This is a genomic window from Nesterenkonia alkaliphila (assembly GCF_009758175.1).
GTDB classification, from domain to species: Bacteria; Actinomycetota; Actinomycetes; order Actinomycetales; family Micrococcaceae; genus Nesterenkonia; species Nesterenkonia alkaliphila.
Map to the genome: position 1 here is coordinate 12,728 of NZ_WRPM01000099.1, position 24,938 is coordinate 37,665.

Sequence of the window (24,938 nt, forward strand, 5' to 3'; positions counted from 1 at the left end):
GCCAAATGTTCACGCACGTGGCCCGGAGCTGTTTGCATACCCCCACGCGGTCCCGGCAGAGACGTGCACCCCAATACCTACAGGAGTAACCACACAAGTGGCAGTCAAGATTCGTCTGAAGCGCATGGGCAAGAAGTTTGCCCCCCAGTACCGCGTAGTCGTTGCCGACTCCCGCGCCAAGCGCGATGGCAAGAACATCGAAGAGATCGGCAAGTACCACCCCACCGAGGAGCCCTCGTTCATCGAGATCGACTCGGAGCGGGCGCAGTACTGGCTCAGTGTGGGCGCCCAGCCCTCCGAGCAGGTCCAGCAGCTGCTGACCATCACCGGTGACTGGCAGAAGTTCAAGGGCCTCGAGGGTGCTGAAGGCACCCTGAAGACCAAGGCTCCCAAGGAGGAGTTCGTGCTCTCCTCCAAGGGCTCGGTCATCGTGGACAAGGCTGAGGAGCCCGCCGCAGAGGAGGCCCCTGCCGAGGCTGAGACCCCTGCTGAGGAAGCATCCGAGGAGAAGACCGAGGCATGAGCACCGACGCTGCACTCACCGATGCACTGGAGCACTTGGTCCGCGGGATCGTCGACTCACCCGATGAGGCCGAGGTCCGCCGCAAGAACGGCCGCCGCTACGACACCCTCCAGGTCCGGGTCAGCCCCGAGGACCTGGGCCGGGTGATCGGCCGCGCCGGCCGCACTGCCAAGGCTCTGCGCACGGTGGTGGCAGCGCTGCCCGGCGGCCATGACGTCCGGGTGGACGTGGTCGACACTGACCGCCGCCGCTGACGCCATCGGGTGAGACCCATGGCGCACACTGAATATCACGACGACCCGCAGTCATCGTCCCAGCAGGGCGAACGGCTGCGGGTCGCTCGCATCGGCAAACCGCACGGGATCCGCGGGGAAGTCACCGCCCAGCTCTACACCGATGAGCCCGCCGAGCGCCTGGCCCCGGGCGAAACTCTGATCCGGGTTCCCGGGCCGGAGACCCATGACCAGGGGACCACGCCGCTGACAGTGACCTCCCAGCGGTGGAACAAGAGCATCTGCCTGTTGGGCTTCGCGGAGATCCGCGACCGCAATGCTGCTGAGGCCCTGCGCGGGACCATGCTCTACGTGGACGTTGCGGCCGAGCCCGAGGACGACGAAGAGGGCTGGTACTCCCACGAGTTGGAGGGTATGAGCTGCCTGGGGGCAGATGGGCGCGAATACGGCGTCGTACTGGAACTGCTCACCGGGGATGCTCAGGATCTGCTGGTGGTCAGAACTGCTGCCGGGCAGGAGGTCATGGTGCCGTTCGTGGAGGAGATCGTCCCAGAGATCGATCCGGAGGCCCGGCGCATCACGCTGACCCCGCCCGAGGGGCTGTTCTGAGTGAGCCCAAAGCGGTTCTTCTGCGTTCTGCACAGGGGTATTTCCCCATGCACTGTGCACAACCCGATGCGGAATGAGGTGCTGGGTGCGGATTGATCTGATCTCGATCTTTCCGGAGTTCTTCGAGGTCCTGGACCTCTCATTGATCGGCCGGGCCCAGCAGGAGGGCCTGCTGCAGATCCGGCGGCACAATCTGCGCGACTACACCGCCGATAAGCACCGCACTGTGGACTCTCCGCCCGCCGGCGGCGGGGCCGGAATGGTGATGAAGCCCGAACCCTGGGCGCAGGCCCTGGAACAGGTGCTCGCCGAGACATCAGGCAACGAAGACGCCGCCGAAGAGCTCGGTGCCGGTAAGACGGGTGATTCCCGCCCCACCCTGATCATCCCGACACCTTCGGGGGAGGTCTTCACCCAGGGCCATGCCCAGGAACTGGCCGGGCATCAGCACCTGGTATTCGCCCCGGGGCGCTTCGAGGGGATCGACGAGCGGGTTACCGAATGGGCAGCCGGGCACTTTCAGGTGCGCAGACTGAGCATCGGCGACTATGTGCTCAATGGGGGAGAGGCCGCCGCAGTGGTGATGATCGAGGCCATCACCCGGCTGATCCCCGGGGTGATCGGCAACGAGGCCTCATTGGAGGAGGAGTCCCACACTGATGGGCTCCTGGAGTACCCGGTCTACACCAAACCAGCTCAATGGCGTGGTCACCAGATCCCGGAGGTGCTGCTTTCTGGCAACCATGCCAGGATCGCAGACTGGCGCAGGGCCCAGGCCGAGGCCCGCACCCAGCAGACCCGGCCCGATCTCTGGGCGCGATGTCAGTCCTGAGCGGCTTCAGCCTCGGCGAGCTGCTCTTCCACAAAACTGCGCATCTGAGCCATCTGCTCGGCCGGGATCAGGAACTGGTGTTCAGCCATGGGGTCCAGCACCACGCCCACATCCAGGGTGCGCACTAGGGTGATTCCATTGGTCTGCACCACAAAGGGAGCCTGCTCCTTGTGCTGTTCGGCCTCCTCCTGAGAGCTGAACAGCACCGGCAGCGGCTTGCCATCACCGTCCTGGACCACCAGCAGGTTGGCGCCCTTGTCATTATCCGGCTCCTCAGAGCTGGCTGCGTAGACCGTGCTGTTGAGGAAAGCGTTGAGCACTGTGGTGACATCATCCTGCAGAAAGCCCTCATCAGTGCGGTTGGCCGCGGCTGCCTGCAAGGCCTGCTTCAGCTCGGGCACGGTCTCTTCAGTGGTCTCAGCGGTCTCAGTCATTCCTGATCACTCTCAATACTCTGGTTTCTCTGGATCATTCGGTCCCCACCCACGCTACGGCAGAGCCCCTGCCTGTGCGAGGGCTGTCCGGCCCAGCTGGCTGGATTGGGCGGAGAGCGAAAATTGAGAAAGTGGCCGAACCCGCATAGGATGGAGTGCTGTGCCTGCTGGGTGCCGACTCTGCCATAGGGGATAGGTGCCGTACAGTCAGGACCCGCCGACTGGTGAACATCCTCGCCCGGCGGAACCCAAAGCTTATGACCTGCGCTGAGCCTGCCTCAGCCCGCGTCCCTGACATCAGGCAGCTGACCTGTGGCAGCACTGAAGAAGGAGAAACCATGCAGAAGCTCGACTTTGTTGACGCCGCCAGCCTGCGCAGCGACGTCCCCGACTTCGCCCCCGGCGATACCGTCAACGTCCACGTGAACATCGTGGAGGGCAAGACCACCCGTGTCCAGGTCTTCAAGGGCTACGTGCTCGGCCGCCAGGGCTCCGGTGTGCGGGAGACCTTCACCGTGCGCAAAGTGTCCTTCGGCGTCGGTGTGGAGCGCACTTTCCCGGTGCACTCCCCGGTGATCGAGAAGATCGAGGTGCTGGCCCGCGGTGACGTGCGCCGCGCCAAGCTGTACTACATGCGTGATCGCCACGGCAAGGCCGCCCGCATCCGCGAGAAGCGCGAGTCCCAGGTGGCTCGCTCCCAGGGTGAGAAGGTGGAAGAAGTTACCGAGGCCTGAGCCCTCGTTAGCTCAACTACGCTGTGACACGACGCCGACGCTGGATTCTCAGTGTCGGCGTCGTCGTCGTTTTAGCGGTGCTGCTCGCCACCCTGGTCAGAGTCTTTGCCGCCGATATCTACACCGTGAACCAGGTTTCTATGGAACCTACCCTCAATGACGGTGAGCGCATGCTGGTGGTTAAGGACTACCCCGGAGCCCACGGGGTGCAGACCGGGGATGTGGTGGTCTTCGACGGGGAAGGCTCCTTCGATCCCTATCAGGGCGGCCCCAGCCTGAGCCGCAGCTTGGAACGGATCGGCCATTGGGTCGGTATCGGCTCCCCGCCCGGGGTCTACGTCAAGCGGGTGATCGGCAGTGAAGGCGACCTAGTGGTCTGCTGCGATGAGACCGGGCATCTCACCGTCAACGGCGAGCAGCTCATCGAACCCTACTTGGACTACCAGATCTCCCCGGCGACTCCCGCCTCCGAGATGAGCTTCGAGGCTCGGGTGCCTGCGGGACGGATGTGGGTGATGGGCGATAACCGGGAGGCCTCTGTAGATTCCCGAGACCTGCTGGGAGCTCCTGGCGGCGGTATGATCAGCCAAGACCGCATCATCGGCAGGGCCACCCAGGTGATCTGGCCTTGGGGGGAACGGCGCAAGCTTGAAGGAGACACGCAGTGACCGCTGCTGAGCACGAGCCTCAGGCTGTCGAACCCACCCCGGAAGAGTCGCCCAGGAAGAGGCGGCACTGGGCCGTGAGCTTCCTCATCGAGACGGTGGTCATTGTGGGCCTGGCCATCGTCATCTCCTTCATCATCAAGACATTCTTCCTGCGCGCCTTCTACATCCCCTCCGAGTCCATGCAGCCCACCCTGGAAGTCGATGACCGGATCGTGGTCAACCTCCTGTCACCAGGGCTGATGGATATCGACCGCGGAGACGTAGTGGTTTTCGAGGACACTCGTAGCTGGTGGGGCGGACCAGCAGCCGAGACCAATGCGGTGCAGGATGCCCTGATCTTCATCGGCCTGATGCCCGATACCTCCAGCCACTACGTGGTCAAGCGCGTCATCGGGCTGGAGGGCGACACTGTGGAGTGCTGCGATGAGCAGGGGCGGATCCTGGTCAACGGCGAACCGGTCGACGAGCCTTATCTCTATCCCGGAAACGAGCCCTCTGCTACAGACTTCAGCGTGACCGTGCCGCAGGACCACGTCTGGCTGCTGGGCGATCACCGAGCCAACTCCGCGGACTCCCGCTCCCATGTGGGCGAAGCTGACCAGGGGGCGGTGCCTGAGGAGGACATCATCGGGCGCACCCTGAGTATCGTATGGCCGGTGGACCGATGGGGCGGCGGGGGCAACGACCGAGACCCCTTTGAGCATATTCCTGATCCGCAGTGAGCCCATCCTCAGCCACCAACGCCACCCTGCGGCCGGAACTGGCCCTGGCTCGAGAGACCGGGGCCAGGCTCATCGCCGGCGTGGATGAAGTCGGTCGCGGCGCACTGGCCGGGCCGGTGACCGTAGGCGTGGTGGTCATCGACCTGGATGCCCTGCCGGCCGAGGTGATCGCCGCTGAGACGGGGGTCTGGCCTGTCCTGGACGGAGTCCGTGACTCCAAGCTGCTCAGCCCCGGTATGCGAAAGTCCTGGCATCCCAGCATCTGCGAGCAGGCCCAGGCCTACAGCGTGCAGCACTCGGCAGCGGAGCTGATCGACGCGGCAGGCATCAGCGCCGCCATGGGTGCCGCCGGGCGCGCCGGGCTGGCTGAGGTCACTGAGCGGCTGGGCCGGCCACCGGATGTGGTGCTGCTGGACGGGATCCACAACTGGCTGCAGGCCCCAGAGGTGCCGGTGCGCACTATGGCCAAAGCAGACACCCTGGCCCTCTCGGTGGCCTGTGCCTCAGTGCTGGCAAAGGTGGAGCGCGACGGGCTGATGGAGGACTTAGCCGCTGCCCACCCCGAGTTCGGCTGGGAGTCCAATAAGGGCTACGGATCGGCCCAGCACCGCGAGGCGATCTGCCAGCTGGGCCCCACCGCCTACCATCGCCAGAGCTGGAGCCTGGTCAAGCCGGCCTTGCCGGGACTGTAGGCCTGGTTCCTGGACCTTCGCACTGCCTCGGCGCAGTTTTCCCCAAGCGTGTCGGTGGCCTCTACGGCGCGCCGCCGAGCGCACAGCAGTTCGGGCCGGCGTGCTGCGTGGCCTGAGCAAGCTCCAGGCTGGTGCTCACTACTTCAGTGAGAGGAGCACCCCATGCGGGCCAAAGACCGCACCGGCGTCCTGGGCGAAGACCGTGCCGCTGAATACCTCCAGGCCAAGGGGCACCGTATACTTCAGCGCCGCTGGCGCACCCGAACCGGTGAGCTGGACCTGATCACTATGGACGGCGCTCAGCTGGTGGCGGTGGAGGTCAAGACCCGGCGCGGGCTCGGTTACGGCCACCCCCTGGAGCACATCGATGAGGCCAAGCTGCGCCGGATCCAACGGCTGCTCAGCGAATACGCCGCAGCCCACCGCATGTGGTCGGTGCCCCGGCGGATCGACGCGGTGGCGGTGGTCCTAAAGGCCACCCCGGGCTCTGTGGAGCTACGGGTCCAGATCGATCACCTCCAGGACCTGCCATGAGCATGGGCCGTGCACGCTCAGTGGTGCTCATCGGGATGGAGGGCCATCTCATTGAAGTCGAGGCCGACATCGGCCAGAGTCTGCCGGCATTCGTGCTGCTGGGCCTGCCCGACGCCGCCCTGAGGGAGAGCCAGGACCGGATCCGCTCCGCGGCCAAGAACACCGGTATCGAGCTGCCGCGCCGCCGCCTGACCATCAACCTGTTCCCAGCCTCGCTTCCCAAGTCCGGCTCCTCCCTGGACTTGTCCATCCTGGTGGCCGCATGGGCCGCTGAGGCCCATGTGGCAGGCACCGCCAAGGTGGTGTTCCTGGCTGAACTGGGCCTGGACGGCCGGCTCCGCCCGGTCAAAGGCGTACTCCCGGCAGTCCGCGCAGCGGCGCAGGCCGGCGCGGAGACCGTAGTGGTGGCCGCTGAGAACGCCCAGGAGGCCGCCCTAGTGCGCGGGGTGGAGGTGCTGGCCGCCGAGCATGCCCTGCAGGTGGCCTCCTACTTCCGGGCACCGGGGGCAGTCGAGGTCCCCGCGGACCCGGCCCAGGAGATCCAGCGGGTCACGCCGGGCAGCCCGCACGCTGAACCTAGCGCCGGGGGCGAGGCAGCCAAGGACCTGGCCGATGTCCGTGGCCAGGCCGAGGCCCGGTTCGCCCTCGAGCTGGCTGCCGCCGGCGGGCACCACATGCTGCTGATGGGCGCGCCCGGGGCCGGTAAGACGATGCTTGCTGAACGGCTTCCCTCGATCCTGCCTCCGCTGAACGAGGAGGAATCCATGGCGGTCACCGCAATCTCCTCGATCAGCTCAGGTGCGGCCAGTGTGACCCGGCTGCAGCGGCGTCGTCCCTTTGAGGCCCCCCATCACTCCGCCACGGCACCTTCCCTGCTGGGCGGCGGATCACGGATCCCGGGGCCCGGGGCGGTGACCCGGGCGCACTGCGGGGTGCTGTTCCTGGACGAGGCGCCGGAGTTTCCGCGCAGCGTGCTGGACTCGCTGCGTCAGCCGCTGGAGACCGGCAGGATCACCCTGCACCGCTCCGCCGGGCAGGTCACCTATCCTGCGAGGTTCCAGCTGGTGATGGCCTCAAACCCGTGCCTCTGCGGGCTCAACGTAGGCTCAGGCACTCAATGCAGCTGCACTGTGGCCCAGCGCCGCAATTACCTCTACCGGCTCTCCGGGCCGCTGCTTGACCGGATCGACTTGCAGGTCCAGGTCGAGCGCCCGCACTCGGCCGCTCTGGCTCTGCAGCAGCCCGGCGAAAGTTCGGCCGAGGTGGCCCGGAGGGTGGCGCAGGCCAGAGCCGTTCAGACGGAACGTCTGGCAGCCTTCGGGCTGAGCCTCAATGCTGAGGTGCCCATGAACCTGTTAAGCGAGCAACTCCGGTTGCCCAGCAAGGAGGTCCGCGCGCTGGATGCTGCTCTTGACCGGGCACAGCTTTCGCTGCGCGGCTATGTTCGGGTGCTGCGACTGGCCTGGACCATTTCGGACCTGTTCCTCAAAGACCATCCGGAGGCGGATGAGATCGACGCCGCTATGGTTCTGCGCCAGTCGGCAGGGGTGCGCACCTGATGCGTGCAGCAGAGCCCGAGTGGGCCGCAACCACAGTGCGCAGGGCCCGCGCCGAACTGTGCCGCCTGATTGAGCCAGGTGATCTGCTGGGCGCGGTGACCATCTCTGCCCTCGGTGCTGAGGCCGCACATCGCCTCCTAGTCTCCGGCCGGGAGCCCGCTGAGCACGAGCAGCAGAGAGTCGGCGAGGCAGCGGAGGCCGCCGGACTGAGCCGGGGCCAGCGCCGGCTTGCCGAAGGGCTGCAGCGGTGGCGCACCAGGCTCCTCCAACTGACCCGGAGCGAGCAGATGCTCAACGCCCTGCATCGCATTGGCGGGGGCGTGCTGGTGCCCGAAGACGCCTGCTGGCCGGAGCAGCTGCAGGATCTGGGAGCCGCCCAGCCGTTGTGCCTGTGGTTCAGAACGGTCCCCGGTGCCCAGGACCCGTATGCGCGTATGCTCAGGGGCCTTCCACAGCCCGGGCGCAGCCTCGCTGTGGTGGGGGCCCGGGAGGCTACGGACTACGGCAGCAGGATCGCCTGGGAGTCAGCCCGGGAGCTTGCCGGTCACGCGGTGACAGTAGTCTCCGGGGGAGCCTACGGGATCGACGCCGCCGCCCACCGGGGTGCCCTGAGCGCCACCGAGGGGGCACCGACCATCGCAGTGCTGGCCGGGGGAGTGGACCGGTTCTACCCGGCGGGCAACGCTTCGCTGCTGAACAGCATCGCCGAGCAGGGCTTGATCCTGAGTGAGATGGCACCGGGATCCTCACCCACCAAGTCCAGGTTCCTGCAGCGCAACCGGCTGATCGCCGCGCTGGCGGCCGCCACCGTGGTGGTGGAAGCACGCTGGCGCTCCGGTGCCCTCTCCACAGCTAACCATGCGCTGAGCATCGGCCGGCCCGTCGGCGCTGTTCCCGGCAGCGTGTACTCGGCAAGCTCGGCAGGATGCCACCGCCTGCTGCGGGAGACCCCGGCGCAGCTGGTCACCGACGCCGCTGATGCGGTTCAGCTGGTGTTGGAGCAGTCAACCGCCGCCGGGACCCAGGGCATCAGTGCCCAGAGTGAGCAGCCCAGCCTGCCCATGATCGGGCAGCCCGAGACTTGCGCCGCTGAATCCGTTCAGCCGGTGGATGGGCTCAACGACCTGGAACGCCGGGTCTATGACGCCCTGCCTGCGCGGCGGTTCACCACCAGCGGGAAACTCAGCGAGGTGGCCGGGATCCCCGTGCCCCAGGTGCTGACATCCCTTACCCGACTGCGCAGAAAGTCCCTTGCCAGGGAGGAGAACGGCGAATGGGGGAGAGCCCGGCGGAACATGGACGGCTGAACCTCCCAGGAAGCGCTGTGAGCCTGATCTAGACTTCCCGCTATGGAGCCGATGGACCCACTGGTGGAGGAGTTCGCTGCGCACCTGCGTGACGAGCGGCGGCTCTCCGAGCACACCGTTCGCGGATACACCAGTGACTTGGTGCAGCTGAGCGGGCATACCGGGGGGCTGCGGAACCTGGGGCTGGCCCAGCTGCGCACCTGGCTGGCGCAGCTGCACGCCGCCGGCCTATCCCGCAGCACTTTGAACCGCAAGACTGCCTCCGCACGGGCCTTCACCGCCTGGGCGCATAAGCGGGGCCACCTCAGCGAGGATCCTGCTGTCCGGCTGAAGTCCGCCGCCAGGGGCTCCCATCTGCCTGATGTGCTGCAGGCCAGCCACGTACAGGGCCTCACCGAGGCCGCATCTCAAATGCGCCAGGCCTACGAACGCATCAAAGACCAGGACCCCTCCGGCTGGGCGGTAGCGGTCCGCGATGAAGCCATCCTGGAACTGCTCTACGCCACCGGAGTGCGTGTCTCCGAGCTGGCCGGCCTCGGACTAGGCTCAGTGGATTTTCAGCGGCGGATGCTCAAAGTGCTCGGTAAAGGCCGCCGGGAGCGAATGGTCCCATTCGGCGCCCCCGCCCAGCAGGCTCTGGAGCGCTGGACCGCCCAGGCCAGGCCGGTACTGACCGGACCGCGCAGCGGCGAGGCCCTCTTCCTGGGCGAACGCGGGGCACGGATCGATGTCCGGGTGGTCCGCCGGGTGGTGGACACCGCTCTGGAAGCCCTGGGCACCACATCCGCCAGAGGCCCCCATGCCCTCCGGCACACTGCCGCCACCCATCTGCTTGAAGGCGGAGCGGACCTCCGCGCTGTGCAGGAGCTGCTGGGCCACGCATCCTTGGCTACCACCCAGATCTACACCCACGTCTCAGCAGAGCGGCTGGCCAAAGCTTATGCCCAGGCCCACCCCCGCGCCTAGCTCATCCGAGCCGCGGGAAGAACCACGCTCGCCCTTGGGCCGCATTGCAGCGGTCATCGCGCCCAAAGGCGCGCGAAATCGGCGCACAGCTGTTAAGCTTGAGGTGTACCACCACAGATGCAGCTCCCGGTCGTAGGGGAAGACGTACCGAGACGCATATGTGGAGGATGAAATGTCGAATTACGCAGCCAGGGGTGTCCTGCACATCCACTCGGCACCCAGTGCGCTCTGCCCGCACGTCGAATGGGCAGTGGCGTCAGCTGTCGACGCCAGGGTGAGCTTCTCCTGGACCGAGCAGCCCGCGGCACCCGGCACCCACCGGGCTGAGCTGACCTGGTCAGGAAGCCAAGGTCTCGGCGCCAAACTCGCCTCCGCGCTGCGCCAGTTGGGCCACCTGCGCTTCGAGGTCACTGAGGAACCCAGCCCCGGAGCAGATGGCTCCCGCTGGTCCCACACTCCAGAACTCGGCATCTTCCACGCCACCATCGACACCGCCGGAAACATCATGGTCTCTGAGGACCGGATCCGCTACGCCTACGAACTCGGCGCCGGTGATCCCTCGGTGATGTACCAGGAGCTCTCCCTGGCCCTGGGTGAGGCCTGGGACGAGGAGCTGGAGCCCTTCAGGCATGCTGCCGAAGGCGCCCCCGTCAGGTGGTTGTCGCAAGCAGTGTGAAGTGGGCAGGGCGGCGTCGTTGGTTTGTAGACACTCCACAACGTAAGCTCGGTCCCTATGAGTCTCGACACAGGCCGGCTGCCCCCTGCAGTCACCGTCTCCGGCGAGGCGCTGGAGGTGCTGCGCAGCAACACCGGCCAGCTCACCACTGAGGTTGGCCAGCACCTGGAGCAGAAGCTGCCCTGGTACAAGCAGCTCAGCACCGAGGAGCGAGCCTCCCTGCGCCTGATCGCCCAGCGCGGCATCGCTGGCCTGGGCAATTGGCTTCAGGATCCCGCAGCCCGGTCGCTGCCGCTGGTCAATGAGCTACTCGGCCCCGCCCCCACAGACCTGATGCGCACTATCAGTCTGCAGCGGGCCCTACAGCTGATCAGGACCATCGTGGAAGCTGTTGAGGCCCGGCTTCCCGGGCTGATGCCTGAGGCTGACCGGCCGCCCATGCTCGAGGCCGTGCTGCGCTATTCCCGCGAGGTGGCCTTCGCCATCGCCGATGTCTACGCCCGTGCCGCCGAATCCAGGGGCGCCTGGGACTCCCGGCTGGAGGCACTGCTGGTGGACGCTGTGCTGCGCAGCGAGCCGGGGGAGCAGATCGCCTCCCGCGCTGCAGCAGTCGGCTGGCAGTCCAGCACCGGAGTGGTGGTGATCGTGGGCACCGCCCCGGATCAGGCCGATGCCGTCTACCTCTCCCACCTGCGCCGGCAGTGTGTTCGCTTCGCCGCTGACGCGGTGGTCGGAGTCCAGGGCGACCGGCTGATCCTGCTCCTCGGCGGGGTCACTGACCTGCGGAACGGGCTGGAACGTATCCTTGCGCACTTTGGCGAAGGTCCGGTGGTCTACGCCGAGACTGAGGGGCCCATCGCTCAGGCCTCACGCTGCGCCCAGTCTGCATTCGCCGGCTACTCTGCGGCACCTGCCTGGTCCCGGGCCCCGCATCCTGCCGCCGCCCAGGAGCTGCTGCCCGAACGGGCCCTCGCCGGGGATGCGCACGCCAAGGAGGCGCTCATCAGCGGCATCTACACGCCTCTGCTGGAAGCCGGCCACGGACTGCTGGAGACCGTGGACTCCTATGTCAATGCCGGGCACTCCTTGGAAGCCACGGCCCGGGAACTCTACGTGCACACCAACACCGTGCGCTACCGCCTCAAGCGCATTACGGAGGTCACCGGCTGGGACCCGATGGAACCGCGCGATGCCTACGTGCTGCAGACTGCTCTGAGCGTAGGCCGGGGGTTGTAGAGTATCTACAAGTTCACCCCGATGACGTGGTCTCCCCGGATGGGGGTGCAGAAGGGGCTCAGATGGGAAGGTTGAGACTGTGCTAGCGATCGTATGCCCAGGACAGGGTTCACAGACACCAGGAATGCTGCAGCCGTGGTTGGAGTTCGACCAGGCGGCCGATCATCTGTCCCGCTACGCCGAGTTCTCCGGGACCGACCTCATCGCCCATGGCACGCAGGCCGATGAGCAGACCATCCGCGATACCGCAGTGGCCCAGCCGCTGCTCGCCGCAGCTGCCCTGATCTCCGCGGGAGCTCTGGGCCTGACCCCGGATAAGCTGTCCGCACACGGGGGCTCCGTAGTGATCGCCGGACACTCAGTGGGCGAGCTGCCCGCCGCAGCCCTGGCCGGAGTGCTCAGCGACCAGTCCGCAATGGAGCTGATCGGAGTCCGCGGACGAGCCATGGCCGAGGCCGCAGCCGCCGAGCCCACCGGCATGGCTGCCGTGCTCGGCGGAGCCGAGGAAGAAGTTCTCGAAGCCATCCGCGAAGCCGGACTCTCCCCAGCCAATGTCAACGGTGCAGGCCAGATCGTGGCCGCCGGAGCCCAAGCAGCGCTGGGCGAACTGGCCGGGAACCCACCGGCCAAAGCGCGGGTGATCCCGCTGAAGGTCGCCGGAGCCTTCCACACCCAGTACATGGCAACGGCGCAGCAGAAGCTCGCCGAAGCTGCCGCCGCGGTGACCCCGGCCGAACCAGTCGCCGCCCTGCTCTCCAACCGGGACGGAGCTCAGGTCAGCGCCGGGTCCGAGGTGCTCGAGCGGATCGTCGGCCAGATCACCCGCCCGGTGCGCTGGGACGCCTGCATGGAGACCATGCGGCAGGCTGGTGTCACCGGCATCCTGGAACTGCTGCCCGGAGGGACACTCACCGGACTGGCCAAACGCGGACTCAAAGGCACCGAGACCCTGGCCGTGAAGACCCCGGCTGACCTGGAAGCCGCCCACGAGTTCATCGCCGAACACACCGCCTGAGAACTGAGAGCACACCGTGACCGCAACCCTGACCCCCACCACCACCGTCCACGCCACCGCCGTATTGGGCCTGGGCGTCTACCGCCCCTCGATCGTGGTGGACAATGAGCAGATCTGCCAGTGGATCGACTCCTCCGACGAGTGGATCCGGCAGCGCACCGGCATCGTCACCCGGCACCGCGCCCCCGCCGATGTCTCTGTCGTGGACATGGCCGAGGCCGCTGCCCTGGAGGCGCTGCGGGATGCCGGCACCGACCCCTCCGAGATCGGAGCAGTGCTGGTCTCCACAGTCACCCACCCCTATCAGACGCCCTCGGCCGCCGCCGACCTGGCCGCCCGGCTGGGCAGCACCCCGGCTGCCGCCTATGACATCTCCGCAGCCTGCGCCGGCTACTGCTACGGCATCGGTCAGGCTGACGCGCTGGTCCGTGCCGGGCATGCGGAGAAGGTTCTGGTAGTAGGAGTGGAGAAACTCTCCGACGTCATCGACAACCATGAACGCACTATCAGCTTCCTGCTCGGTGACGGGGCTGGGGCCGTCGTCGTCGGCCCCTCTGAGGAGCCCGGCATCTCTGCCTCTATCCTGGGCTCCAATGGTGAGAAATGGGGTGCCATCACCATGGACAGCTCACTGCTGGACCTGCGCGACGCCCTCTCCGCGGCCCGGGGCACCGGAGACGCCACTGCGCTGCTGGACCCGGAGCAGAAGCCCTGGCCCACTCTGCGCCAGGACGGTCAGACGGTTTTCCGCTGGGCAGTCTGGGAGATGGCCAAGGTGGCCAAACAGGCCCTGGACAAAGCTGGCATCAGTGCGGGGGACCTCGCCGCCTTTGTCCCGCACCAAGCCAATATCCGGATCATCGACGAGCTGGCCAAACAGCTGAAACTGCCGGAGCATGTGCTCATCGGCCGCGATATCACCGATGCTGGAAACACCTCCGCCGCATCCATTCCTTTGGCCCTGCATCGGCTCCGGGCAGAGAATCCCGGCATCTCCGGCGGCCTCGCCCTGCAAATCGGATTCGGCGCCGGCCTCGTCTACGGCGCCCAAGTCATCCGGATCCCGTAGGTTAGAGACGCACCATTTTTTCACCACCCACACCGAAACATATGAGAGGAGCCCACAGTGGCTGATAAGAACGAAATCCTGGCCGGCCTCGCTGAGATCGTCGAGGAGGAGACCGGTCTGGAGACCGAAGAGGTCCAGCTGGACAAGTCCTTCACCGAGGACCTCGACATCGACTCCATCTCCATGATGACCATCGTGGTCAACGCCGAGGAGAAGTTCGACGTGAAGATCCCCGATGAAGAGGTCAAGAACCTCACCACCGTCGGCGACGCCGTCGACTACATCGCGAACGCCTCCGCCTGAGGGCCAGGGCATTCGCTTCAGTCTCAGTGCCAGTGCGGGGGCTCTGCCCCCGCACACACGCACCAAAGGCCCGCTTGCTCCGCCGGCGGGCACCCCTCGACATCAGCAGCTAGGAAAAAACTCATGTCGCAACGTCTAGTCATCACAGGCCTCGGTGCCACCACTCCGCTGGGCGGAGACACGGCCAGCACCTGGCAGGCTGCCTTGGCCGGCACCGCAGGTGCCAGAACCCTGGAGCACGACTGGGTGGCGCAATACGATCTTCCAGTCACCTTCGCCGCGGAGGTGGCGGTGGAGCCAGCTGAGGTGCTCTCCCGGCCCGAGACCCGGCGGATGGACCGCTCCACACAGCTCGGCATGGTCGCGGCCCGTGAGGCCTGGGCCGATGCCGGGCTCCAGGATGCCGCACTTGACGCAGAACGGGTCGCCGTCAGCTTCGCCACCGGTATCGGTGGCGTCTGGACCCTGCTGAACTCCTGGGACACGCTGCGGGAGAAGGGCCCGCGCCGAGTGCTGCCGATGACCGTGCCGATGCTGATGCCTAACGGAGCGGCGGGTGCGATCAGCCTCGAGTTCGGTGCCAAGGCTGGCGGCCGCACTGCAGTCTCCGCCTGCGCCTCCGGAGTGGAGGCGCTCATCATGGCTATGGATCTGCTCCGCAGCGGGCAGGCCGATATGGTCCTGGCCGGGGGTACCGAAGCAGCCATCCACCCGCTGCCGCTGGCAGCCTTCGCCAATATGCAGGCGCTTTCCCGCCGCAATGAGGACCCCGCCGCGGCCTCCCGCCCCTATGATGTGGACCGAGACGGGTTCGTTATGGGAGAGGGAGCTGGCGCACTGATCATCGAGACCGAGGAGCACGCCAAAGCCCGCGGAGCCACCGTCTACGCGGAACTGGCCGGCGGGGCAGTCACCTCCGATGCCCATCACATCACCGCCCCGGACCCGGAGGGCATGGGAGCCAGCCGCGCAGTGCGCAAGGCACTGGCCTCCGCCTCCGCGGAGACCACCGATGTCACCCATGTCAACGCCCATGCGACCTCCACGCCGCTGGGCGATGTCCCGGAGTATGTGGCGATGAAGTCTGTCTTCGGCAGCCATCTGGACAATGTCTGCGTCTCGGCCACCAAATCACAGACCGGCCACCTGCTCGGTGCCGCCGGGGCAGTGGAGTCAGTCTTCACCGTCAAGGCACTGGCCGACCGGAAGGCACCGGTCACCATCAACCTGGAAAACCAGGACCCGGAGATCCCGCTCGATGTGGTGTCCGGGACGCCCCGGGAACTCGGTGAAGGCGACCAGGTAGCAATCTGCTCCAGCTTCGGCTTCGGCGGGCACAACGCCGTGGCGGCATTCAGAACCGTCTGATCCAGGCACCGGTCCTAAGACCCAAACAGTAAGGGCGCCTCCTCTTTCGAGGGGCGCCCCTACTACTGTGCTGAGTGCAGCTCAGGCATCGCTTCGCTCACGCCTTTCAATCGCCTCGGAAGACGACGAGCATGCCCGTGTCTTCGCTCGGCTCAATCAGGCATCCCCACCGGTGGTTCCGGAGGTGCCTGCGTTCACATCGGTCAGGTTGTACTTCTCTATGGCCTGGGCGGCCTTCTTGTTCTTGCCCAGCATCTGCAGAGCACGCACCACCATGGAGTGGCTGTCGATCTTGAAGTGCCTGCGGGCTGCGGCCCGGGTGTCAGAGAACCCATAACTATCGGCGCCCAGGGTGGCGAACTCATTGGGCACAAACTGGCGGATCTGGTCCGGAACAGCGGCGTTGTAGTCAGTGGAGGCAACGATCGGGCCCTCCGCCCCTTCCAACTGCTTGGTGACGAAAGGCACCTCAGGCTCACGCTCCGGGTCCAGCATGGCCGACTGCTCCACCTGAAGGGCCTGGCGCCGCAGCTCGTTCCAGCTGGTCACACTCCACACATCGGCAGAGACACCCCAGTCGGCGGCCAGCAGCTCCTGGGCCTCCAGGGCCCAGGGCACGGACACACCGGAGGCCAGCAGCTGGACCTTCTCGCCCTCAGCCTGGCCAGCCTTGAGCTTGTAGATGCCGCCCTTGACGCCGGCTACGTCCAGATCCTCCGGCTCAGGCAGGTGCTGCACCGGCTCGTTGTACACCGTGAGGTAGTACATGACGTTGTGGTCGCCCTCGTGGTCCCCGTACATCTCGAACAGCCCGTTCTCAATGATGTGTGCGATCTCGTATCCGAAGGCCGGGTCAAAGTGCTTGACCGCCGGGTTGGTGGCAGCCAGCAGCGGGGAGTGACCATCGGCGTGCTGCAGCCCCTCACCGGTCAGGGTGGTCCGGCCGGCGGTGGCTCCGATGATGAACCCCCGTGTCATCTGGTCCGCAGCGGCCCAGAAGGAGTCGCCGGTGCGCTGGAACCCGAACATCGAGTAGAAGATGTAGAACGGGATCATCGGCTCACCGTGGGTGGCGTAGCTGGTGCCCGCAGCGGTGAACGCTGCGGTGGCCCCGGCCTCGTTGATACCCGGATGCAGCATCACGCCCTGCGGGGACTCCTTATACGCCAACATCAGTTCGCGGTCCACCGAGATGTAGTTCTGCCCCTTGGGATTGTAGATCTTGGCGGTGGGGAAGAAGCTGTCCATGCCGAAGGTGCGCGCCTCATCCGGGACGATCGGCACGATCCGCTGACCGAAGTCCTTCTCCCGCATCAGGTCCTTCAGCAGGCGCACAAAGGCCATAGTGGTGGCGGCCTTGTTCTTCCCGGAGCCCTTCTTGGCTCCGGCATAGGCTTTCTCACCCGGCAGCGCAATGGTGTTGGCGGGAACCCGGCGCTCCGGCAGCGGGCCGCCGAGCTCCTTGCGGCGGGCCTGCATGTACTCGATCTCCGGAGCGTCCTCGCCGGGGTGGTAGTAGGGCACATTGTACGGGTCGGCCTCGATCTGCTCATCGGTGACCGGGATGCGCAGCGTATCGCGGAACCGCTTGAGGTCCTCCACTGTGAGCTTCTTCATCTGGTGGGTCGCATTGCGCCCCTCAAAGCTCGGTCCCAGCCCATAGCCCTTGATGGTCTGGGCCAGGATTACAGTGGGCTTCCCGGTGGTCTCCACTGCGGCCTTATAGGCGGCGTAGACCTTCTGGTAGTCGTGGCCGCCGCGCTTGAGGCCCCAGATCTCGTCATCGGACATCTCCGCGACCAGCTCTTTGGTCTTGGCTGAGCGGCCGAAGAAGTGCTCACGCACAAACTCACCCGATTCGGCCTTATAGGTCTGGTAATCGCCGTCAAGGGTCTCGTTCATGATCCGGACCAGCTCGCCGGTATCGTCCCTCTCCAGCAGGTGATCCCACTCGCGGCCCCAGAGCACCTTGATCACGTTCCAACCGGCACCGCGGAAGAAAGCCTCCAGCTCCTGGACGATCTTGCCGTTGCCGCGCACCGGGCCGTCCAGGCGCTGCAGGTTGCAGTTGACCACAAAGTGCAGGTTGTCCAGCTTCTCATTGGCAGCAAGCTGCAGCAGGCCGCGGGACTCCGGCTCGTCCATCTCACCATCGCCCAGGAACGCCCAGACGTTCTGGTCCGAAGTGTCCTTGATGCCGCGGTTGTGCAGATAGCGGTTGAACTGGGCCTGGTAGATGGCGTTCATCGGGCCCAGACCCATCGATACGGTGGGGAACTGCCAGAAGTCGGGCATCAGCCGCGGGTGCGGGTAGGAGCTCAGCCCATAGGGTGCTTTGGAGGCCTCCTGCCGGAAGCCGTCCAGGTGCTTCTCCGTCAGCCGTCCCTCCAGGTAGGCGCGGGCATAGTTGCCGGGGGAGGAATGGCCCTGGAAGAAGATCTGGTCCCCGCCGCCGGGATGGTCGGCGCCGCGGAAGAAGTGGTTGTAGCCCACCTCGTAAAGGGTGGCCACACCGGCGTAGCTGGAGATGTGCCCACCCACGCCGATCTCCTCGCGCTGGGCCCGGTGCACCATCACCGCAGCGTTCCAGCGCAGAATCCTGCGGTACTGACGCTCCAGCTCCTCATCCCCGGGGAACTCCGGCTCCTGGTCCACCGGGATGGTGTTGACGTAGTCGGTGGTGGTGACCATCGGCACCCCGATGGACTTGGCCCCGGCCCGCTGCAGCAGCGCACGGATGATGTACTCGGCGCGTTCGGTGCCGTGAACCTCCACCAGTGAATCCAGCGACTCGATCCACTCGCTGGTCTCCTCCGGATCCAGATCCGGGAGCTGATCGATCAGTCCGCTGCGGATATGTGATGTCTCTTCGCCAGCGCTCACAGTGGGCACCTTTCCGACGTTGTTCTGTGGGCTCCGCGGTGGCAGAGCCCGTTCGAGGTCTTGATCCGGCCTGCATGGGTGGCGGGCGGACCCGGTCTTGGAAGCAACTCTACCGGTTTCATGTTGTGTCGCACTTCCCGCTCGCCCCCAAATCCGCGTAACGTTAGCTGTGTGGGACAGAACAGCCATGCCGCCACGAATGTTGTAGACAAGTCCAGCCTGCTGGAGGAGCTCTGCCTCAGCGCCGACGCCCTGGTCCAAGAGATCGGCGCTGACAGCGACGTCGACGATGCGCTCCGTGACGCCCTCGACGATCTGCTGGATGAGCCGCTGATCGACGAGGACGAACAAGAGGTGGTCGACGCCGTCCTGCTGTGGTTCCGCGCCGGGGAGGACGATCTCACCGACGCCCTGCTTGATGCGCTGACCACCCTGGAAGAGGGCGGCATGGTTTGGCTGATGACCCCCCGCTCCGGCCGGGAAGGCTATGTGCCACCTGTGGAGATCCAGGATGCCGCCACCGACGCCGGTCTGCATGTCACCTCATCGGCCGGGGTGAGCGCGGAGTGGGCAGCCACCCGCCTGGTGCACCGCAAGTCCTGGTCCTGAGCCCCCGTGGCGGATAACAACCTACGACGCCGCCCCGCAGCAGGGGAGCCGGCACCCGGCTTCGCTGCCCGCAACCAGTTCGGGGAGACAGTGGAGCTCTCCGAACTCAGAGGAGCCCGCGGCGTCGTGCTCATGTTCTACCCTTTCGCCTTCAGCCGGGTCTGCGGCTCCGAACTGGCTGAGATCCGGGACCGCTGGGCTGAGTTCGGCGAGCTGGGTGTGCGGCTGCTGGCGATCAGCTGCGACTCCGTGCACACCCTGCGGGCCTATGCCGAGGAGCTCGCCCGGCAGGGTGGACCAGACTCCGGTGCGGTGCCGGTGGAGTTCGATCTGCTCAGCGACTACTGGCCGCACGGGCAGATCGCCCGGTCCTACGGCGCGTTCAACGAGGATCTGGGCTGCCCCACCCGGGACACCTTTGTCCTGGACGGGCAGCTGAACGTACGTGCTGTGGTCTCGGCAGCCCATACGCAGTCCCGGGACATTCAAGAGCTGCTGGCGGGGCTGCAGCTGGTGGCCCGCGAGTAGGCTGGTGGTATGCCGCCGAGATCTGGGAGCCGAGGGAAAGCCGCCGGAGTTGATTTCCGGACCGTGGAGCCTGCCCCGCTGATCCTGCTCAAAGGTTCCGAGGACTATGTGGCTACCCGTGCACTGGACCGGGTTAAGGCCGCGCTGAAGGCCCAGCATGCCGCTCTGGAGTACACCCGGTTCGATGTCTCAGCGGCAGCCCCGGGGGAGCTGGCCACCCTGGCATCGCCCTCCCTGTTCGGTGAGCCGCGGCTGATCCTGGCCGAGGACCTCGCCCAGATGAACGATGCCTTCATGGAGGATGCTCTGCGGTTCCTGGCCGAGCCACCCGACCCTGAGGTGACGCTGATCCTCCGGCACTCAGGAGGCAACCGGGGCAAGAAGCTGGTGGATGCGCTCAGCGCCCGCGGCGTGGTCATCGACTGTGCCCCGGTGAAGTCGGACAGTGACAAGCTGGACTTCGTGCGCCAGGAGTATCGGGCCGCCGGCCGCAGCGTTGACCCTGAGGCAGCCCGGGCCCTGGTGGCCGCAGCCGGATCCAGCCTCTCGGATCTGGGCAGTGCCTGCCGGCAGCTGATGCGCGATGTGCCCGGGGATATCACCGCGGAGCATGTGGAGAAGTACTTCGGCGGCCGGGTGGAGGCCACCGCCTTCAAGGTCGCTGACGCCGCCTTCGAGGGCAGGGCGGAGGCGGCGCTGAGGCTCTACCGGCATGCCATCGCCACCGGAGTCTCACCCGTGGCGGTCACCGCAGCACTGGCGATGAAGGCACGCCAGATCGCCGCCCTGGTGGACCACCGCGGCTCCCAGGGAGAGTTGGCCCAACGGCTGAAGATGGCGCCCTGGCAGCTGCAGCAGGCCGGGCAGCTGGCACGGCGCTGGACCCCGCGGGCGGCCGCCGCCGCTGTAGAAGCGGTGGCGCAGGCCGATGCGGAGGTAAAGGGCGTCTCCCGCACACCGGAGTACGCCGTCGAGAAGGCGATCGCGGCGGTCTCTGGTAGTATTTAGAGCTAGTGTCTGCGGTCCGGACGGGCCGCGCACTGCCTGACGACGGCATCAGCACGCCCCAGCTCATGGGCCCCTCTACCTGAAGAGCCGGGGTGTGAATCGCCAAGGTGCCCCACACCACTGAACTTTCCGCCGTCGGAGGTGTGCCCGCGAGGGCCGCTGCACAGGCAGTGCTGATCATGACAAGCACAACAAGCTAAAGGAAACCACCTGTGGCAAACATCAAGTCCCAGAAGAAGCGCATCCTCACCAATGAGAAGCGCCGGCAGCGCAACCAGGCTGTGAAGTCTGAGCTGAAGACCGCTGTGAAGAAGGTTCGCAAGGCCGTGGCCTCCGGCGATAAGGATGCCGCCGCCACCGCTCAGCGCGAGGCCTCCCGCAAGCTGGATAAGGCCGTGTCCAAGGGCGTGATCCACAAGAACCAGGCCGCCAACCGCAAGTCCGGCCTGGCGCACCTGGTGCAGTCCCTGTAGCACCACTGCTCTGCTTCACCACGGCCGGGGCCTCGCACGTGACCGCGTGCGGGGCCTTCGCCGTATGATGGAGCCCTGACTCTGCCCGCCGACTGAAGGACCAAGCCAAGCCCGTGTCACCCAAGGCCAGCAAGCCCCTTGTGCCTGCTAAGACCGATCCTGCGGCGATCCGCAACTTCTGCATCATTGCGCATATCGACCACGGCAAGTCCACTCTCGCAGACCGGATGCTGCAACTGACAGGCGTGGTCCAGCCCCGCGATATGAAGGCCCAGTACCTGGACCGGATGGACATCGAACGTGAGCGCGGCATCACCATCAAGTCTCAGGCAGTGCGGATGCCCTGGGAGTACGCGGGGGAGACCTTCGCCTTCCACATGATCGACACCCCCGGGCACGTGGACTTCAGCTATGAGGTCTCCCGCTCCCTTGCCGCCTGCGAGGGCGCCCTGCTGCTGGTGGACGCCGCCCAGGGCATAGAGGCTCAGACCTTGGCCAATCTCTATCTGGCCATGGAACATGAGCTGGCGATCATCCCGGTGCTCAACAAGATCGACCTCCCGGCTGCGATGCCGGAGAAGTACGCCGAGGAGCTGGCCCATCTGATCGGCTGCGAGCCGGAGGATGTGCTGCGTGTCTCCGGCAAGACCGGCGAAGGCGTGGATGCGCTGCTGGACCGGATTGTCGAAGAGATCCCCGCCCCAGTGGGCCAGCCCGATGCCCCGGCCCGGGCCATGATCTTCGACTCGGTCTACGACACCTACCGGGGTGTGGTGACCTTCGTACGTGTGGTGGACGGCCAGCTCGGGCACCGCGAGAAGATCCAGATGATGTCCACCGGAGTCACCCACGAGCTGCTGGAGATCGGAGTCTCCTCACCGGAGCCGGAGGCCACCAAGGGCCTCAGCGTAGGCGAGGTGGGCTACCTCATCACCGGGGTCAAGGATGTGCGCCAGTCCAAGGTCGGTGACACGGTCACCTCCGCCAATAAGCCCGCCGAGGCGATCATCGGCGGCTATGAAGACCCCAAGCCCATGGTGTTCTCCGGACTCTTCCCCATTGACGGTTCCGACTTCCCGGTGCTGCGTGAGGCCCTGGAGAAGCTCCAGCTCAACGACGCCGCCCTGAACTTTGAGCCCGAGACATCCACCGCCCTGGGCTTCGGCTTCCGAGTGGGGTTCCTGGGCCTGCTGCACTTGGAGATCACCCGGGAGCGGCTGGAGCAGGAGTACAACCTGGACCTGATCTCCACCGCCCCCAATGTGGTCTACCAGGTCACAGCGGAGGACGGTGAGGTGCTCACCGTGACCAACCCCAGCGAGTTCCCTGAGGGCAAGATCCTCGAGATCCGAGAGCCGGTGGTAGATGCCACCATCATCGTTCCCGCCGAGTACATCGGGGCGGTGATGGAGCTCTGCCAATCGCGGCGCGGGCAGCTTGAGGGCATGGACTACCTCTCGGAGGAGCGGGTGGAGATCCGGTACAAGATGCCGCTGGCCGAGATCGTCTTCGACTTCTTCGACCAGCTGAAGTCCCGCACCAAGGGCTATGCCTCGCTGAACTGGCAGGCTGAAGGAGAGCAGGCCGCCGATCTGGTCAAGGTGGACATCCTGCTGCAGGGGGACAAGGTGGATGCCTTCTCTGCCATCACCCACCGGGACCATGCCTATGCCTATGGGGTGAAGATGGCCTCCAAGCTCAAGGACCTGATCCCGCGCCAGCAGTTCGAGGTGCCCATCCAGGCGGCCATCGGCAGCCGGATCATCGCCCGCGAGAACATCCGGGCCATCCGCAAGGATGTGCTCTCCAAATGCTACGGCGGTGATATCAGCCGTAAGCGCAAGCTGCTGGAGAAACAGAAGGAGGGCAAGAAGCGGATGAAGATGGTCGGTACCGTGGAGGTGCCCCAGGAGGCGTTCATCGCCGCGCTGAGCTCCGATGAGGGCAATGCCAAGGAGAAGACCAAGAAGTGAGCCGGCGCAGTGCCCTCCGTCCTGCCGCTGGGTGACCCGGTCCCCGCTGACGGGTCCTTCCCGCCTGAGGTGCTCTCCGCCCTGGCCTCCCGCGCGGATAAGCCGCTGGGCCTCTATGTGCACATCCCGTTCTGCTCGGTACGCTGCGGCTACTGCGACTTCAACACCTACACTTCCCAGGACCTCGGGCCCGGTGCCTCGCACCAGTCCTATCCGGACACGCTGATCAGCGAACTGGAGTTCGCCAGAAGAGCTTACGACGACGCCGCCGCACCCCCACGTGCCCTGAGCACAGTCTTCTTCGGCGGCGGCACCCCGACCCTGCTGCCGGCCCCGGAGTTGGCCCGCATCCTTGATGCAGCCCGGAAGCTCTTCGGCTTCGTACCCGGGGCAGAGATCACCACCGAGGCGAATCCGGACACGGTAACCGCCGAATCGGCGCAGCTGCTGGCAGAGGCCGGCTTCACCCGGGTCAGTTTGGGCATGCAGTCGGCAGTGCCGCAGGTGCTGGCCACCCTGGACCGCACGCACAACCCGGATAACGTGCCCGCCGCCCATCAGGCTGCCCGGGCTGCGGGCTTGGAGACCTCCCTGGACCTGATCTACGGCACACCGGGGGAGTCGCTGGCGGACTGGGAGCGGTCGCTGGAAGCTGCCATCGCGCTGGAGCCGGACCATATCAGCGCCTACTCGCTGATCATTGAGGAAGGCACCGCCATGGCGGCTCAGATCCGGCGCGGAGCACTGGCTGACATCGATCCCGATGACCAGGCGGATAAGTACCTGCTGGCTGAGCAGCTGCTGAGCCGGGCCGGCTACCACTGGTATGAGGTCTCCAACTTCTCACGCACCCCGAAGACCCGCTCCCAGCACAATTTGAACTACTGGCTGGACGCTGACTGGTGGGGTGCTGGCCCCGGGGCGCACTCCCATCTGGCCGGTGTGCGGTGGTGGAATGTCAAGCACCCGGCGGCCTATGCCCAGCGGCTGCATCAGGGGCTCTCCCCGGGCCATGGCCGGGAGATCCTTGATGCGCAGGCCAAGGTCCTGGAGCATCTGATGCTGCGCCTGCGCATCCGGGAGGGCCTGGACCTCGCCGAGTACAACGCCCTTCCGGAACTGGCAGCAGGTGGAGCGGCCCCGATCACCCCGCAGCTGGTGGCAGAGCTGGTGAGGGAAGGTCTCCTTGACCCCGGCTCAGCCGAGCCGTCTTCCTCGTTCCCTGAGGGCCGGGCAGTCCTCACCCTGCAGGGGAGGCTTCTTGCCGACGCCGTCACTCACCGGCTGCTGTCCTGACCTGGACCGTGGCGATCATCGCCGGATCAGTGCCGGGGGCGGGTTAGCGAATCAGGCGCAGATTGACCGGATAACGGTAGGGGCGGCCCTTATTGCACTCGGAGCCTCCGATCAGGCCGCTGATCGCCATGGCCACCCAGACCACCACCAGCCCCAGCCCGGCCCAGGTGCTGACCGCAGGCACAAAGGCCAGCCCGAACAACACGGCCATCAGCACGCTCAGCGGAAGCGTGAAGTTCAACGCCTCCTTGGACTCCTGATCGGTGAAGGGCCCGCGCTCACGGAACACCAGGTAGATGATCAGCGCAGGGATGCAGCCGGCCACGGCGCCGAAGTGCGAGATCATCGCCCAGCGCACATCCTCCTCCCGGGTCAGCATGGGTGCTGGTTCCGGTGTGGGGTGCATGCTGCGTGAGGTGGTGCTCTGCTTGCCGTTCTGCGGGGTCACTGCGGTCATCGTGCCTTTCTGTGACGGGGGAAGGACAGGCCGGTTCTGCGGCAATTTTAGTGGCTCAACCTGGGAGCAGCTGTGGCCGCTCAAGGTGTGTCACGCGGCGGCGGGACTGGCTTTAGTCGTGAAGCTCGGCGCAAGCCGCGCGAGAGGCGAGCGGGCTCCGCCCGCCGGCGGGACTAGCTTTAGGCGTGAAGCTCGGCGGAAGCCGAGCGAGAGGCGAGCGGGCTCCGCCCG

General features: G+C 66.2%; 27 protein-coding genes. 24 read left to right on the forward strand and 3 right to left on the reverse strand.

Features of this window, described 5'->3' with window-relative positions:
- Window positions 1–97: 97 nt before the first annotated feature.
- The 4 genes from rpsP to trmD all read left to right on the forward strand — a co-directional run bounded on the left by rpsP (window position 98) and on the right by trmD (window position 2,197).
- Window positions 98–523 (forward strand): 30S ribosomal protein S16, encoded by a 426-nt coding sequence (rpsP, locus tag GNZ21_RS14115; protein ID WP_188503666.1) that lies wholly within the window; start codon window positions 98–100, stop codon window positions 521–523.
- Complete coding sequence (locus GNZ21_RS14120) at window positions 520–777, forward strand: RNA-binding protein (protein WP_157325451.1); 258 nt, start codon at window positions 520–522, stop codon at window positions 775–777. The genes rpsP and GNZ21_RS14120 overlap by 4 nt, the downstream gene beginning before the upstream one ends.
- Window positions 778–795: 18 nt before the next feature.
- Window positions 796–1,365 (forward strand): ribosome maturation factor RimM, encoded by a 570-nt coding sequence (gene rimM / locus GNZ21_RS14125; RefSeq protein ID WP_157325452.1) that lies wholly within the window; start codon window positions 796–798, stop codon window positions 1,363–1,365.
- Window positions 1,366–1,450: 85 nt separating this feature from the next.
- Window positions 1,451–2,197 (forward strand): tRNA (guanosine(37)-N1)-methyltransferase TrmD, encoded by a 747-nt coding sequence (gene trmD / locus GNZ21_RS14130; RefSeq protein ID WP_188503665.1) that lies wholly within the window; start codon window positions 1,451–1,453, stop codon window positions 2,195–2,197.
- Here the strand turns inward: trmD and GNZ21_RS14135 are convergent.
- Window positions 2,188–2,631, reverse strand: coding sequence for an SseB family protein (locus tag GNZ21_RS14135; RefSeq protein ID WP_157325454.1), 444 nt, complete (start codon window positions 2,629–2,631; stop codon window positions 2,188–2,190). The genes trmD and GNZ21_RS14135 overlap by 10 nt on opposite strands.
- 338 nt (window positions 2,632–2,969) lie before the next feature.
- Here GNZ21_RS14135 and rplS point away from each other — a divergent pair, with 338 nt between their 5' ends.
- The 14 genes from rplS to fabF all read left to right on the forward strand — a co-directional run bounded on the left by rplS (window position 2,970) and on the right by fabF (window position 15,480).
- The gene (rplS, locus tag GNZ21_RS14140; RefSeq protein ID WP_157325456.1) at window positions 2,970–3,365 is read left to right on the forward strand and encodes a 50S ribosomal protein L19; all 396 of its coding nucleotides are present in this window, start codon (window positions 2,970–2,972) and stop codon (window positions 3,363–3,365) included.
- A 23-nt stretch (window positions 3,366–3,388) separates the two neighbouring features.
- Complete coding sequence (gene lepB / locus GNZ21_RS14145; protein WP_229659497.1) at window positions 3,389–4,033, forward strand: signal peptidase I; 645 nt, start codon at window positions 3,389–3,391, stop codon at window positions 4,031–4,033.
- The gene (gene lepB, locus GNZ21_RS14150; RefSeq protein ID WP_188503664.1) at window positions 4,030–4,755 is read left to right on the forward strand and encodes a signal peptidase I; all 726 of its coding nucleotides are present in this window, start codon (window positions 4,030–4,032) and stop codon (window positions 4,753–4,755) included. The genes lepB (GNZ21_RS14145) and lepB (GNZ21_RS14150) overlap by 4 nt, the downstream gene beginning before the upstream one ends.
- A complete protein-coding gene (locus tag GNZ21_RS14155) occupies window positions 4,752–5,447 on the forward strand; it encodes a ribonuclease HII (RefSeq protein WP_188503663.1) in 696 nt (231 codons plus the stop codon). Before lepB (GNZ21_RS14150) ends, GNZ21_RS14155 begins: the two co-directional genes overlap by 4 nt.
- A gap of 162 nt (window positions 5,448–5,609) precedes the next feature.
- Window positions 5,610–5,981 (forward strand): YraN family protein, encoded by a 372-nt coding sequence (locus tag GNZ21_RS14160; RefSeq protein WP_157325457.1) that lies wholly within the window; start codon window positions 5,610–5,612, stop codon window positions 5,979–5,981.
- The gene (locus tag GNZ21_RS14165) at window positions 5,978–7,540 is read left to right on the forward strand and encodes a YifB family Mg chelatase-like AAA ATPase (protein ID WP_157325458.1); all 1,563 of its coding nucleotides are present in this window, start codon (window positions 5,978–5,980) and stop codon (window positions 7,538–7,540) included. The genes GNZ21_RS14160 and GNZ21_RS14165 overlap by 4 nt, the downstream gene beginning before the upstream one ends.
- Window positions 7,540–8,847 carry a DNA-processing protein DprA gene (locus GNZ21_RS14170; RefSeq protein ID WP_157325459.1) on the forward strand — a complete coding sequence of 436 codons (1,308 nt, stop codon included), beginning with the start codon at window positions 7,540–7,542 and terminating at the stop codon, window positions 8,845–8,847. The genes GNZ21_RS14165 and GNZ21_RS14170 overlap by 1 nt, the downstream gene beginning before the upstream one ends.
- A 42-nt stretch (window positions 8,848–8,889) precedes the next feature.
- Window positions 8,890–9,813 (forward strand): tyrosine recombinase XerC, encoded by a 924-nt coding sequence (locus GNZ21_RS14175; RefSeq protein WP_198346041.1) that lies wholly within the window; start codon window positions 8,890–8,892, stop codon window positions 9,811–9,813.
- A gap of 172 nt (window positions 9,814–9,985) precedes the next feature.
- A complete protein-coding gene (locus GNZ21_RS14180; RefSeq protein ID WP_157325460.1) occupies window positions 9,986–10,489 on the forward strand; it encodes a DUF3145 domain-containing protein in 504 nt (167 codons plus the stop codon).
- A gap of 57 nt (window positions 10,490–10,546) precedes the next feature.
- A complete protein-coding gene (locus GNZ21_RS14185) occupies window positions 10,547–11,725 on the forward strand; it encodes a PucR family transcriptional regulator (protein WP_157325461.1) in 1,179 nt (392 codons plus the stop codon).
- Window positions 11,726–11,804: 79 nt separating this feature from the next.
- Window positions 11,805–12,740, forward strand: a complete 936-nt coding sequence (locus GNZ21_RS14190) for an ACP S-malonyltransferase (protein ID WP_188503662.1) — start codon at window positions 11,805–11,807, stop codon at window positions 12,738–12,740.
- Window positions 12,741–12,756: 16 nt separating this feature from the next.
- The gene (locus GNZ21_RS14195) at window positions 12,757–13,809 is read left to right on the forward strand and encodes a beta-ketoacyl-ACP synthase III (RefSeq protein ID WP_188503661.1); all 1,053 of its coding nucleotides are present in this window, start codon (window positions 12,757–12,759) and stop codon (window positions 13,807–13,809) included.
- Window positions 13,810–13,866: 57 nt separating this feature from the next.
- Window positions 13,867–14,112, forward strand: a complete 246-nt coding sequence (locus GNZ21_RS14200) for an acyl carrier protein (RefSeq protein WP_188503660.1) — start codon at window positions 13,867–13,869, stop codon at window positions 14,110–14,112.
- Between the two features lie 123 nt (window positions 14,113–14,235).
- Window positions 14,236–15,480, forward strand: coding sequence for a beta-ketoacyl-ACP synthase II (fabF, locus tag GNZ21_RS14205; RefSeq protein WP_157325464.1), 1,245 nt, complete (start codon window positions 14,236–14,238; stop codon window positions 15,478–15,480).
- Window positions 15,481–15,636: 156 nt separating this feature from the next.
- Here fabF and aceE read toward each other — a convergent pair whose 3' ends face one another.
- Window positions 15,637–18,363 carry a pyruvate dehydrogenase (acetyl-transferring), homodimeric type gene (aceE, locus tag GNZ21_RS14210; protein WP_188503659.1) on the reverse strand — a complete coding sequence of 909 codons (2,727 nt, stop codon included), beginning with the start codon at window positions 18,361–18,363 and terminating at the stop codon, window positions 15,637–15,639.
- A gap of 171 nt (window positions 18,364–18,534) precedes the next feature.
- Between aceE and GNZ21_RS14215 the strand changes: the two genes are divergently transcribed.
- From GNZ21_RS14215 to hemW, 6 genes are all read left to right on the forward strand, one after another.
- On the forward strand, window positions 18,535–18,972 hold the full coding sequence (locus tag GNZ21_RS14215) for a DUF3052 domain-containing protein (RefSeq protein WP_229659496.1): 438 nt from the start codon (window positions 18,535–18,537) through the stop codon (window positions 18,970–18,972).
- Between the two features lie 6 nt (window positions 18,973–18,978).
- Entirely contained in the window at window positions 18,979–19,500 is a 522-nt protein-coding gene (locus GNZ21_RS14220) for a redoxin domain-containing protein (RefSeq protein ID WP_188503658.1), read from the forward strand.
- A 9-nt stretch (window positions 19,501–19,509) separates the two neighbouring features.
- Window positions 19,510–20,508, forward strand: a complete 999-nt coding sequence (gene holA, locus GNZ21_RS14225; protein ID WP_157325468.1) for a DNA polymerase III subunit delta — start codon at window positions 19,510–19,512, stop codon at window positions 20,506–20,508.
- Between the two features lie 212 nt (window positions 20,509–20,720).
- The gene (gene rpsT / locus GNZ21_RS14230; RefSeq protein ID WP_188503657.1) at window positions 20,721–20,981 is read left to right on the forward strand and encodes a 30S ribosomal protein S20; all 261 of its coding nucleotides are present in this window, start codon (window positions 20,721–20,723) and stop codon (window positions 20,979–20,981) included.
- A 113-nt stretch (window positions 20,982–21,094) separates the two neighbouring features.
- The gene (lepA, locus tag GNZ21_RS14235) at window positions 21,095–22,954 is read left to right on the forward strand and encodes a translation elongation factor 4 (RefSeq protein ID WP_188503656.1); all 1,860 of its coding nucleotides are present in this window, start codon (window positions 21,095–21,097) and stop codon (window positions 22,952–22,954) included.
- A 9-nt stretch (window positions 22,955–22,963) separates the two neighbouring features.
- Entirely contained in the window at window positions 22,964–24,250 is a 1,287-nt protein-coding gene (gene hemW / locus GNZ21_RS14240; RefSeq protein WP_188503655.1) for a radical SAM family heme chaperone HemW, read from the forward strand.
- A 43-nt stretch (window positions 24,251–24,293) separates the two neighbouring features.
- On the opposite strand, the gene GNZ21_RS14245 is transcribed toward hemW, so the two are convergent.
- A complete protein-coding gene (locus tag GNZ21_RS14245; RefSeq protein ID WP_157325470.1) occupies window positions 24,294–24,707 on the reverse strand; it encodes a DUF4870 domain-containing protein in 414 nt (137 codons plus the stop codon).
- Window positions 24,708–24,938 lie beyond the last annotated feature (231 nt).